The 12,186-nt window shown below is 63.7% G+C and carries 10 protein-coding genes and 1 riboswitch; of the genes, 5 read left to right on the forward strand and 5 right to left on the reverse strand.

All coding sequences use genetic code 11. The features are described 5' to 3' along the window. Positions 1-393: 393 nt before the first annotated feature. Complete coding sequence (gene thiB, locus NKJ81_RS09670; protein ID WP_352540289.1) at positions 394-1,407, reverse strand: thiamine ABC transporter substrate binding subunit; 1,014 nt, start codon at positions 1,405-1,407, stop codon at positions 394-396. Positions 1,408-1,450: 43 nt separating this feature from the next. Next, positions 1,451-1,565, reverse strand: a riboswitch (TPP riboswitch). Between the two features lie 127 nt (positions 1,566-1,692). Here thiB and NKJ81_RS09675 point away from each other — a divergent pair. From NKJ81_RS09675 to NKJ81_RS09690, 4 genes are all read left to right on the forward strand, one after another. Beyond that, positions 1,693-2,337 carry a thiamine diphosphokinase gene (locus NKJ81_RS09675; protein ID WP_352540290.1) on the forward strand — a complete coding sequence of 215 codons (645 nt, stop codon included), beginning with the start codon at positions 1,693-1,695 and terminating at the stop codon, positions 2,335-2,337. Positions 2,338-2,352: 15 nt separating this feature from the next. Continuing rightward, entirely contained in the window at positions 2,353-4,173 is a 1,821-nt protein-coding gene (locus NKJ81_RS09680; protein WP_352540291.1) for an ABC-F family ATP-binding cassette domain-containing protein, read from the forward strand. A 76-nt stretch (positions 4,174-4,249) separates the two neighbouring features. Continuing rightward, entirely contained in the window at positions 4,250-4,492 is a 243-nt protein-coding gene (locus NKJ81_RS09685; RefSeq protein ID WP_254816484.1) for a type II toxin-antitoxin system CcdA family antitoxin, read from the forward strand. Continuing rightward, entirely contained in the window at positions 4,492-4,791 is a 300-nt protein-coding gene (locus NKJ81_RS09690) for a CcdB family protein (protein ID WP_352450813.1), read from the forward strand. The genes NKJ81_RS09685 and NKJ81_RS09690 overlap by 1 nt, the downstream gene beginning before the upstream one ends. 33 nt (positions 4,792-4,824) lie before the next feature. On the opposite strand, the gene NKJ81_RS09695 is transcribed toward NKJ81_RS09690, so the two are convergent. Together NKJ81_RS09695 and NKJ81_RS09700 are read right to left on the reverse strand one after the other, a co-directional pair. Next, entirely contained in the window at positions 4,825-6,525 is a 1,701-nt protein-coding gene (locus NKJ81_RS09695; RefSeq protein ID WP_352540292.1) for a hypothetical protein, read from the reverse strand. A 73-nt stretch (positions 6,526-6,598) separates the two neighbouring features. Next, complete coding sequence (locus NKJ81_RS09700) at positions 6,599-7,897, reverse strand: adenylosuccinate synthase (RefSeq protein ID WP_023680654.1); 1,299 nt, start codon at positions 7,895-7,897, stop codon at positions 6,599-6,601. Between the two features lie 321 nt (positions 7,898-8,218). On the opposite strand from NKJ81_RS09700, the gene NKJ81_RS09705 reads away from it, so the two are divergent. After that, positions 8,219-9,121, forward strand: coding sequence for a DMT family transporter (locus NKJ81_RS09705; RefSeq protein WP_352540293.1), 903 nt, complete (start codon positions 8,219-8,221; stop codon positions 9,119-9,121). Between the two features lie 59 nt (positions 9,122-9,180). On the opposite strand, the gene serA is transcribed toward NKJ81_RS09705, so the two are convergent. Both serA and NKJ81_RS09715 read right to left on the reverse strand, forming a co-directional pair. Further along, complete coding sequence (serA, locus tag NKJ81_RS09710; protein WP_352540294.1) at positions 9,181-10,779, reverse strand: phosphoglycerate dehydrogenase; 1,599 nt, start codon at positions 10,777-10,779, stop codon at positions 9,181-9,183. A 183-nt stretch (positions 10,780-10,962) separates the two neighbouring features. After that, the gene (locus tag NKJ81_RS09715; protein ID WP_352540295.1) at positions 10,963-12,138 is read right to left on the reverse strand and encodes a phosphoserine transaminase; all 1,176 of its coding nucleotides are present in this window, start codon (positions 12,136-12,138) and stop codon (positions 10,963-10,965) included. Positions 12,139-12,186: the final 48 nt, after the last annotated feature.

Raw genomic sequence — 12,186 nt, forward strand, 5'->3', positions numbered from 1 at the left:
CAAGGGGGGAGATTGCGCACTCAGCCGCCTTCGCCAATCTCACAAGTGGCAGGACGAGGAGAGGCGACAAAGCTGCCGATCTCCCCCTTGAGGGCAGGGCTATCGCATTTGGATTCTTACGAAGTTGGACCCCCACCCTAACCCTCCCCACAAGGGGGAGGGAATGCTGCCGCGCGCCCTTACTTCCCCTTTTGGCGCCGAAAGGCAGGCAATTTGCCGAGGTCAGCGCCAACGGAAGTCTCCCTCCCCCTTGTGGGGAGGGGTTAGGGGTGGGGGTCCATCGTAGAGCGAAAGCCTCGGCGTTCCATCTGCGATAGCCGTGCCCTTGAGGGGGAGATGGCCGGCAGGCCAGAGGGGGGTGGCTTGGCGCAAACATCCGACGAGGCTTGAGCCCTACCTGCTCATCGCCGCAAGCCACTCATCGACCCAGGCCTTGCGGTTGGCCGCGACGTCTTCCGGGCTGAACAGCAAGGTCTTGGTCGGCTTGACCAGCTTGTCGAACGCCGGGTTGAGCGGCTTGTCGGTTTTGCCGGCCGGGAACATCCAGTTGGTTTCGGGAATGACATCCTGGAATTTCGGTCCGGTCATGAAGGCAATGAACTTTTCCGCCAGCGGGTTCTTCGCGCCCTTGGTGGTGATCCCCGCAACCTCGATCTGCAGATATTCGCCCTCCTCGAAGGACGCCGCCTGGTAGCGCTCGGTGTTTTCGGCGACCATGTGGTAGGCCGGCGAGGTCGTGTAGGACAGCACCATCGGCGCCTCGCCCTTGGTGAACAGGCCGTAGGCCTCGCTCCAGCCCGGCGTTACCGTCAGCACCTTCGCCTTGAGTTTGGCCCAGGCTTCCGGCGCCTTGTCGCCATAGACCGACTTGACCCACAGCAGCAGGCCAAGGCCCGGCGTCGAGGTGCGCGGATCCTGGATGACGATCTTCTCTCCGGCATCGCCCTCGACCAATTCCCTGAGGCTCTTCGGCGGGCTCTTCAGTTTTTCGGTGTCGTAGACGACGGCGAAATAGCCATAGTCGAACGGCACGAAAATATCGTCGCTCCAGCCGCCCGGTACATTGACGCCCGAGACGGCGCCGTGCGGCGAAAACAGGCCGGTTGCCTTGGCGTCGGCGGTTAAGTTGGTATCGAGGCCAAGTACGATATCGGCCTTGGTCGCGGCGCCTTCCAGCTTCACACGGTTGAGCAGCGCCACGCCGTCGGCGACCGAGACGAATTCGACGACGCAACTGCATTCGGTCTCGAAGGCCTTCTTCACCGCCGGTCCCGGACCCCAATCGGCGGTGAAGCTTTCATAGGTATAGACCGTCAGTCTATCCTGTGCCGATGCCTGCCCTGGCAGGGCGAGCGCGGATGCCGCAAGCAGGACAATTGAGACAAGAGAGTGGAAAAAACTGCGCATCGGCGCCTCCTTCGTTTGCGTTGAAAGGAATTGAGGCGTCGGGCTGTCCGAAACGTCTAATCCCTCCGCCGGTACAAACCGGATCAGGTTCAGCGGGTTGGCAGTCTTGCCTCTCAGCCGGTCCGCGAAAATCGCGTCCGGCACCCCGTTAGAGCGTTGCGACACATAGGCCCGGCCGAAGTGCTGCGCAAGCGGAAGTTTGCCGGGCATCCAAAGCCCAGCCTTCCGTTTCGTCTGCCGTTTCATCTTCCGTTTCCGGGGCAGGGCTGGTAAGGGCCACGAGATATGAGCACATTCACCATCCTGCTTGGCGGCGATCTCATCCGCACGCCGCTGCTCGACCGCCAGGTCGAAGGCTCGCGCGTCATCGCCGCCGATGCCGGCATCGGCCATGCCCGCATGCTGGGCCTGAGGCCGGAACTCTGGGTCGGCGATTTCGATTCCGTGCCTGCCGAGTTGCCGGAGGATCTGGCCGCCGTGCCACGGCAGGTGTTTCCTGCCGAAAAAGACAAGACCGACGGTGAACTCGCTATCGCCGCCGCGCTCGAACGCGGTGCGACCAGCCTTGTGCTCGCAGGCGCCTTCGGCGGCAAACGTACCGACCACATCTTCCTGCATCTGGCGCTGAGCGTCCGGCTGGCGGAAGGCGGGACGAAAGTGCTTTTGACCAGTGGCGTGCAGGAAGGCATTCCCTTGCTGCCGGGAAAGACTGGCTTCGACTATGCCGACGGCACGCTGTTTTCGGTGCTCGGCTTCTCCGATCTCGCCGGCCTGAGCGTCACCGGCGCCAAATGGCCGCTCGACCATGTCGAGGTTGCGTTCGGCTCGTCGCTGACCATTTCCAACGAGGTCAATGGCCGGCTCGAAATCGCGCTGGCCAGCGGCCGCGCGCTGCTGCTCGCGCATCCCTACCCTCTTCCGGAAAGCTGAGCCCAGAAAGCTGATATGGCGCCGCCACTTCTCAATCTCGACGGGATAAAGCTGACCTTTGGCGGCACGCCGTTGCTCGACGGTGCCGCCCTGACGGCCTCGGCTGGCGACAAGATCGCCCTGGTCGGCCGCAACGGCTCTGGTAAGTCGACGCTCCTCAAGATCGCCGCCGGGCTGATCGAACCGCAGGATGGCGAAGTCTTCCGCCAGCCCTCGGCAACCGTGCGCTACTTGCCGCAAATGCCCGACATGGACGGTTTTGCGACCGTCCGCGCCTATGTCGAGGCGGGGCTCGGGCCCGCCGACGATCCCTACCGCGCCACCTATCTGATGGAGCATCTCGGCCTGACCGGCGAGGAACGGCCGAACGACCTTTCCGGCGGCGAGACGCGGCGCGCCGCCCTCGCCCGCGTCATGGCGCCGGAGCCCGACATTCTCCTCCTCGATGAGCCGACCAATCATCTTGACCTTTCGGTCATCGAATGGCTGGAGGAGGAGCTTGCCCGCACCTCCTCGGCACTGGTCGTCATCTCGCATGACCGCCGTTTTCTCGAGCGCGTGTCACGCGCCACAATCTGGCTCGACCGCGGCCAGACCCGCCGTCTCGACAAGGGCTTTGGCTATTTCGAGGAATGGCGCGACACGGTGCTGGAGGAGGAAGAGCGCGAGCAGCATAAGCTCGGTCGCCAGATCGTGCGCGAGGAGCACTGGCTGCGCTATGGCGTGACAGCGCGGCGCAAGCGCAACATGCGCCGGCTCGGTGAGTTGCAGACCATGCGCCAGCGCTTTCGTGGTCATCGCGGCGCCGAGGGTGCGGCGACGATGACAGCCAGCGACGCCGCCGAATCCGGCAAGCTGGTGATCGAAGCCAAGAACATCGAGAAGACCTTTGGCGATCTGACCGTGGTCAAGGGATTCTCGACCCGAATCCAGCGCGGCGATCGCGTCGGTCTGGTCGGGCCGAACGGCGCCGGCAAGACGACGCTGTTGAAGATGCTGATCGGCGAATTGAAGCCGGACGCGGGCACGGTGCGGCTCGGCACAAATCTGGAGATCGCCACGCTCGACCAGAAGCGCGAAGCCGTCGACCCGCAGGAGACATTGGCGCAGTATCTCACCGACGGGCGCGGCGAGAACCTCGTCATCAATGGCGAGCAGCGCCACGTCGTCTCTTACATGAAAGACTTCCTGTTCAAGCCGGAACAGGCGCGCACGCCGGTGCGCGAGCTTTCGGGCGGCGAGCGGGCGCGGCTGATCCTCGCCCGCGTTTTGGCGCGGCCGGCAAACCTGCTTGTGCTCGACGAGCCGACCAACGACCTCGACATGGAGACGCTGGAGCTGCTGCAGGAATTGGTCGCCGGCTTTGCCGGCACGGTGATCCTGGTCAGCCACGATCGCGATTTCCTCGACCGCACCGTGACCAGCATCATCGCGCCGGATGGTGACGGCCGCTGGATCGAATATGCCGGCGGCTATTCCGACATGCTGGCGCAGCGCGGCGGCACCAGACTGGACGACCGCAAGGCGCGACCAAAGGCCGAGACGGGCGACGCGACGGCGGCAAGCAGGAACGAAGCGGCCGCACCGAAGGGCCCGGCCAAGAAACTGTCGTTCAAGCAGAAATTCGCGCTGGAATCGCTGCCCAAGAAGATCGAGGCGGTGTCGGCCTCGATCTCGCGGCTGGAGAACAACATCGCCGATCCGGCCTATTACGAGCGCGATCCGGCCTCGTTCCAGAAGACGATTGCCGCGCTCGACAAGGAGCGCGTCACACTGGCAGCGCTCGAGGAGGAATGGCTGGAACTGGAAATGCTGCGCGAGGAGATGGAGGGGTAATTCACGAGTTCAAGCATCTTGTCATTGCGACTAGAGAGGAATGCGCATATATTATGCGCATACTGCGGAGGTGATCATGCGCAAGATAGCTGTGAATGCGGTTCGCCAGCCGGCAAATCTGTCGATCGACTCAAAGCTCATGAAGGAAGCCAAGGGGCTCGATGTGAATGTCTCGCGCGCCGCTGAAGCCGGCATCGCCGAGGCCGTGGCCGCCGAAAAGACGCGGCTGTGGAAGCTTGAGAACCGCGCGACGATAGATGCGTGGAACGAATATGTCGAAAAACACGGTATTCCGCTGGCAGAACATCGGCAATTCTGATGGCCCGCTACGACGTCTTCGCGGGTAGCATCGAAGGCGGCTATCTCCTCGACGTCCAGGCCGATCTGCTAGACCATTTCAAGACCCGGGTGGTCGTCCCGCTTCTGCCGGCGGCGATGGCGCCATCACCAATGCGAAAGCTCCATCCGATTTTCGAGATCAATGGTCGGAAATTGGTCATGGCCACCCATTTGATCGCCACGGTTGCGGCGACGGAACTGGGCGAGAGCCGACTGAATCTGACGAGGCATCACGACGAGATCGTGGCCGCGCTCGATATGCTGTTCCAGGGCTTCTGAACTGCTGGGGAGCTTCGGGGTGGCGGACCGTCTTCACCCCGCCGTCTTAGTCTGCCAGGCCTTAAGCGCCTCGTCGAACACCTTCTCGCCTGGAATGCCCTTTTCCATGGTGAGCAGCGCCCGCCGCCCGGTCTTGTAGACGACCGGCACGTCGATCCAGTCCTGACCTCTGAGTAAGGTCAGATTGGCGTCTTCATCCGCCTTGGTATCGTTGAGCGCAACCAGGAAGAAACCGTCGGCGATCTTGGCCGGGATGCCGATCAGCGGGCTTCCGGCATCCTGCTCGGAGCCCTTCATGGCGACACGCAGGATGTTGTCGACGCCGCCGCCCTCGAAGCCGTCAGGCGTCAGGAAGATCATCTCGATAATATGGCTGGCCGGCAGCGTCTGGTCGGTGTTGCGACGGATCGTCATGCGCAACTGGATATCCTTGCCTGGAATGGTCGCCTCGGCGCGGATCGCCGGCTCGGGCGGCAGGTCGCCGCCGGGCGATTCCTGCACCAGCGACCAGACGATATTGCCGGGCTCGGCCGAGCCTTGAGCGGTGCTGGTGCGCTCCTCGTAGAAGATCGCCTTCTGGCCGACGGCCAACGTGGCTTGCGGCGGAACTGCCGTTGGTGCCGCTGCCGGTGCTGGCGGCGGGGCGGCCGCTGCAGGCGCTGCTGCCCCGTTGGCGGGCGGCGTTGCGGGAGTTGGTGCAGCGGACCCATCGACTGCTGGAGCATTGGCCGTGGCTTGCGTGTCGGCGGGTGCGGCCGGAGCCGGCGCGGCCGGTGCCGGGGTGGTCGGTGCCGGGGTGGTCGGCGCTTGTGCGGCCGATGGCGGCGTGGTCAGTGCGGCGACGGATTCGCCTTCGCCGATGCCCGCCTGCCCGGCCGCGGGGCCGGGATCGACTTCGTGGCCCTCGGGCGTCAGGCGCTGCGTGAACTTCGCGCCCTCGCCGTCATCCGTCGGAGGCGCGGCGGCCGGTACGGCCGCATCGGCCACCGGCTTGGCCGGGGCTGGTTTTACCAGCGGTTCGGTGGCGACGGCTGTGGTCGAGTCGAGGCCGAGCATGCTGCCGAACGCATCCTTGTTCAGCCAGATGCCATAGCCACCACCGGCAATGACGAGCAAGGCAATGGCGGCGGCGATCACACCGCCATAGCTGCGCCTGCGCTCCGCAGGATAGAGCCGCTGGAACCTGTCCTCCGCGGGGCCGCCGTCGTTGGAAAAGTCGTCGCCCGGAAAAACGCCGTCTTGGCCGTCAGCCGTCGGAAGTTCCATATCGGACGGCGGCGGACCAGCGCGCTCCTGAGAAAGAGCGACGGGCTGCGGCTTTTGCCAGTTCGGCGCCGCCTTGGCGGGCGTGGGCTGCCAGGCCGGCCCAGTCTTTGCTGGCTCCGTCTTTGCCGGCTCGGTCTTGGCCGGCTGCCATGCCGGCTCCGTCTTTGCCGGCTGTCGGATATGGCTGGACTGGTTCTTGTTGCGGTCGATGGAGGAGAAGATGTCCTCCAGTTCCGCCAGCGGGTCGGGTGGCGGCGCAGGCTTGGCATAGTCCCGCTCGACTTTGGCGATGGCGTCTTCCAGTGCACGCATCTGCCGGTCGACATCGGAAGGCGTCATCGTGGCCTTCTCTGCGAGTTGTTTCGCGATTGACGAACGGGCCCTGTCATAGACCCTGGCGCGCACTTCCGCCGACGGCTCACCGAGTTTATCGAGCGCCTTTTTCAGAATAGGAACAAAATCTACCATACGTCAGTCGACCTGCATTTGTTTCTGGGCCGGCCCCCGCAAATCAGCCGCAATGCCCGGAAAGGCTGAGAAACTAGTCTTGAAACGGATCGGTCACAAGTATCGTGTCGTCCCGCTCAGGGCTGGTGGAAAGGAGTGCGACCGGCGCGCCGATCAGCTCCTCGATGTAGCGGACGTACTTCACCGCCTGGGCCGGCAGGTCGTTCCAGCTGCGCGCGCCGGCAGTGGTGCCTTTCCACCCCTCCAGCGTCTCGTAGACCGGTTCGACGCGGGCCTGCGCACCCTGGCTGGCCGGCAGGTAATCGATCGCCTCGCCGTCGAGTCGGTAGCCGGTACAGACCTTGATCTCGTCCAGCCCATCGAGCACATCGAGCTTAGTCAGCGCAATGCCCTTGATGCCGTTGACGGCGACGGCCTGGCGGACCAGCACGGCATCGAACCAGCCGCAGCGCCGCTTGCGGCCGGTGACGACGCCGAATTCATGGCCGCGCGTGCCCAGGAACTCGCCGATCTCGTTCTTCTGTTCGGTTGGAAACGGGCCTTCGCCGACGCGCGTCGTATAGGCCTTGGTGATGCCGAGCACATAGCCGATGGCGCCCGGCCCGACACCCGACCCGGCGGCGGCCTGGCCGGCAACCGTATTGGACGAGGTGACGAACGGATAGGTGCCGTGGTCGATGTCAAGCAACGTCCCTTGCGCGCCCTCGAACAGGATGCGCTCGCCGGCGCGGCGCTTGTCGTCGAGGATTTTCCAGACGCGGTCCATATAGGGCAGGATCTCGTCGGCCACCGAGATCAGCTCGCTCATGATCGCCTCATGCGTGACCTCGGCATGGCCGAGCCCACGCCGCAGCGCATTGTGGTGCGTCAGCAGCCTGTCGACCTTCAAGGGCAGCGTTTCCAAATCCGCCAAATCCATCACCCTGACCGCGCGCCGGCCCACCTTGTCTTCATAGGCGGGACCGATGCCGCGACGGGTCGTGCCGATCTTCGTTCCGGAATTGGAAGCGGCGTCCTCGCGAAATCCGTCCAGCTCCCGGTGCAAGGACAGGATAAGCGCGGTGTTTTCGGCTATTTTCAGGCGGTCTGGCGTCACCTCGACGCCCTGTGCCTTCAATTTCGCAACCTCCGCGACGAAAGCGTGCGGATCGAAGACGACGCCATTGCCGATGATGGACAGCTTGCCCTGCCGCACCACGCCGGACGGCAGCAGCGACAGCTTGTAGACCTTGCCGTCGACGACCAGCGTATGGCCGGCATTGTGGCCGCCCTGGAAGCGCACGACAACATCGGCGCGCTCCGACAGCCAGTCTACGATCTTGCCTTTGCCCTCATCGCCCCATTGCGAGCCGACGACCACCACATTGGCCATATTTCTTTTCCCTTGAGACGCCGCACGAGCAGCTTGAAACAGTTCGAAACGACGGGCCTCTATCGCATCGGCCCCCAAAATCGGAATCGATTTTCGGAAAGCACGACGCGAGGATTAAAGCCTTCCGACGCGTACTTTGTAGCGTCCAATTGCACGCACGTCGTTCTATAGCGTCAAGACCCGGCGAGTGCGACCACTCTTTGCCGCCGAAAACGCTCCGAGGCACAACAATTTTCGCCTTTGACATCATTTACTTGGGCTGGCGGTCGCAATAGGCCCACACCGACCGCCAAATTCCCTCTGCCTGGCCGGGAGTTCACGATGCATCGAGCCGCCTATCTGTTCCTGCTGTTCACCACCTTGCTGTGGGGCGGCAACTCCGTGGCGGGAAAGCTGGCGGTCGGTCATATCTCGCCGATGACGCTGGTCTTCCTGCGTTGGCTGCTGGCGGTTCTGATCCTGCTGCCGATCGGCTGGGGAACGCTACGCCAAGACTGGCCGGTGGTGCGCAGGCACTGGTTGCTGCTTGGCGGGCTCGGCGCTTGCGGCTTCGCCTTTTTCAATGCGATCTTCTACACGGCGCTCAACTACACGACGGCGATCAACGTCTCGATCGAGCAGGCGGCGATACCGATCGTGATCATCATCGCCAATTTCGTGCTGTTTCGCCTGCGGGTGAACCGGGTGCAGATCGCTGGCGTCGTGCTGACCATCATTGGCGTCGCGGTGACGGCGAGCCATGGCGACCTGCGCCAGCTTCTCAAGCTGGATCTCAACTTTGGCGACGCGATCATGCTGGTCGCCGTGCTTTGCTACTCCTTCTATTCGGTGGGGTTGCGGCTGAAGCCGATAATCCGCTGGCAGAGCCTGATGCTGGCGCTGTCGGTTGCCGCACTCGTCACATCGCTGCCTTTCTTCCTGTGGGAGATTGCCGCCGGCAAAGTCATCGTCCCCGATGCCCGCGGCTGGGCGGTCGCGTTCTATACCGCCATCGGTGCTTCGGTCATCTCGCAGATCTTCTACATCAGGGGCAACGAGCTGATCGGCGCCAACCGCGCCGGCCTGTTCATCAATCTGGTGCCGATCTTCGGTACGCTGCTATCGGTGCTGATTGTCGGCGAGACATTCCAGCTCTATCAGGCGCTGGCTCTCGCGCTGGTGCTCGGTGGCATCAGCCTCGCGGAATACAGCGGACGGAAGATGGCGGCATCCGCTGCTGAATGAAGTCGCTTGCCGCGACGTTCCACCGCCCCGCGTGCTGCTGCACACGGGGCGACCGAATTTCAGGCTATCCCAACATCGAAATGCAGCCGCTTGGCGGAGTCGATCGACTTGTGCGAGCGTACCTGCGCCAACACGTTTTCCGGGAATGGCGCATCGAGATAGAGCAATGCGATGGCATCGCCGCCCGGCCGGTTGCGGCCGAGCTGGAAGTTGGCGATGTTGACGCCGTTCTCGCCGCACACCGTGCCGAGCAGACCGATGATGCCGGGCGCGTCGGCATTGGTCGTGTAGAGCATGTGCTGGCCGACCTCGGCGTCGAGATTGATGCCCTTGATCTGGATGAAGCGCGGCTTGCCGTCCGAAAAACAGGTGCCGGCGATCGAGCGCGTCCTGTGCTCGGTCTTGACCGTCAGCTTGATATAGCCGTCGAACACGCCCGACTTGTCGCGCTTGACCTCGGCGACGATGATGCCGCGCTCCTTCACCATGATCGGCGCCGACACCATGTTGACGTCGGAGACCTGCGGCCGGATCAGCCCGGCAAGGGTGGCGCTGATCAGCGCGCGCGTGTTCATCGTCGCGGTCGAGCCGTCGAACAGTATCTCGACCTCCTTGATCGGATCCTCGGTGACCTGTCCGACAAAGGCGCCGAGCACTTCGGCAAGCTTGACGAAAGGTTTCAGCCGCGGCGCCTCTTCGGCGGTGATCGACGGCATGTTGATGGCGTTGGAAACGGCGCCCTTGATCAGATAGTCCGACATCTGCTCGGCGACCTGCAGCGCGACATTCTCCTGCGCCTCCATCGTCGAGGCCCCCAGATGCGGCGTTGCCACCACATTCTCCATGCCGAACAGTGCGTTGTTCTCCGCCGGTTCGACCTCGAACACGTCGATGCCGGCGCCGGCCACCTTGCCGCTCTTCAGCGCCGCGATCAGGTCGGCCTCGACGATCAGCCCGCCACGGGCGCAGTTGATGATACGCACGCCGGTCTTCATCTTGGCGATCGCCGCGGCGTCGATGATGTTGCGCGTCTTGTCGGTAAGCGGCGTATGCAGCGTGATGAAGTCGGCGCGGGCGAACAGCTCGTCGAGCTCGACCTTTTCGACGCCGAGCTCCTCGGCGCGGCTGTCCGACAGGAATGGATCGAAGGCGATGACATGCATCTTCAGGCCGACGCCGCGCGTAGCGACGATCGAACCGATATTGCCGCAGCCGATGATGCCCAGCGTCTTGCCGGTGATCTCGACACCCATGAAGCGGTTCTTTTCCCATTTGCCGGCGTGGGTCGAGGCGTTGGCCTCCGGTATCTGGCGGGCCAGCGCGAAGATCATGGCGACGGCATGCTCGGCGGTGGTGATCGAATTGCCGAAGGGCGTGTTCATCACGATGATGCCCTTGCGGCTCGCCGCCGGGATGTCGACATTGTCGACGCCGATGCCGGCGCGGCCCACGACCTTCAGCCTGGTTGCAGCATTGATCAGCTTCTCCGTGACCTTTGTCGCCGAGCGGATGGCCAGCCCATCATACTGGCCGATCACTTCGAGCAGTTTTTCCTTGTCCTTGCCGAGATCCGGCAAATAGTCGACCTCGATGCCGCGATCCCTGAAGATCTGCACGGCGGTGGTGGAAAGTTTGTCTGAGACGAGAACGCGGGGCATTGGCTTGGTCCTTTGCGATTGGCGTCCCTCCCCCTTGAGGGGAGGGTCGGCGCGAAGCGCCGGGGTGGGGTCGTTGCGGCCGGATGCGGCCAAATCTTTTTCTTTCTGGATGGCGGATCGTTGAACGGGTGGAGGCGACCCCACCCGGCCCTTCGGGCCACCCTCCCCTCGAGGGGGAGGGAGTCAGGCCGCCGCTTTGAGCGACGCCTTTTGCGCCGCAAAGGCCCAGTCGAGCCAGGGCAGCAACGCTTCGAGATCGGAGGTCTCGACTGTCGCGCCGCACCAGATGCGCAGGCCGGGCGGTGCATCGCGGTAGGCACCAATGTCGTAGGCGACGCCTTCCTTGTCGAGCGCCGAGACAATTGCCTTGGCGAACGCAGCCTGTCCATCGGCGTCGAGTGCAGCGACTTGCCGGTCGGTGAAGGAAAGGCAGACCGACGTGTTCGAACGCGTCGCCGGGTCTACGGCAAGATGGCCGAGCCAGGAAGATTTTCTGACAAAGCGATCGAGAACAGCGGCATTGGCATCCGCTCTGGTGACCAGCGCGTCGAGGCCGCCGATCGACTTCGCCCAACGCAGCGCGTCGAGATAGTCCTCGACGCACAGCATCGACGGCGTGTTGATAGTCTCGCCCTTGAAGATGCCTTCGATCAGCTTGCCGCCCGAGGTGAGGCGGAAGATTTTCGGCAACGGCCAGGCCGGCTTGTAGCTTTCCAGGCGTTCGACGGCGCGCGGGCTGAGGATCAGCATTCCGTGCGCGCCCTCACCGCCCAGCACCTTCTGCCAGGAGAAGGTGACGACGTCGAGCTTCCTGAAATCGAGCTGTTGCGCAAAGGCCGCCGAAGTCGCGTCGCAGATGGTCAGGCCCTTGCGGGTGGCCGGGATGAAATCGCCGTTCGGCACGCGCACACCCGACGTCGTGCCGTTCCAGGTGAAGACCACGTCGCGGTCGAAGTCGATTTTGGTCAGGTCCGGCAGTGCGCCGTAGTCCGCCTCTAACCTGCGAACATCGGCGAGCCTCAGCTGCTTGACCACATCGGTGACCCAGCCGGAGCCGAAGCTCTCCCAGGCGACCATGTCGACGCCGCGTTCGCCGAGCAGCGACCACAGCGCCATTTCGACCGCGCCGGTATCCGAGGCCGGCACGATGCCGATGCGGTAGTCCGCCGGAACCTGGAGGATTTCCCGCGTCAGCTCGATCGCTTGTTCGAGCTTGGTCTTGCCGATCTTGGCGCGGTGCGAGCGCCCGAGCGCGGCATTTTTGAGCGCCTCGACCGACCAGCCGGGGCGTTTTGCACAGGGACCTGAGGAAAAATTGGGATTTGCCGGACGGAATCCGGGCTTCGTATGCGTCGTCATCGTGGTCTATCCTTCCAGATAGTGGCCCCTCGTTGGGGAGGGGTGGCC

Origin of the sequence: Mesorhizobium sp. M0018, assembly GCF_040323955.1 — a bacterium.
Lineage (GTDB): Bacteria > Pseudomonadota > Alphaproteobacteria > Rhizobiales > Rhizobiaceae > Mesorhizobium.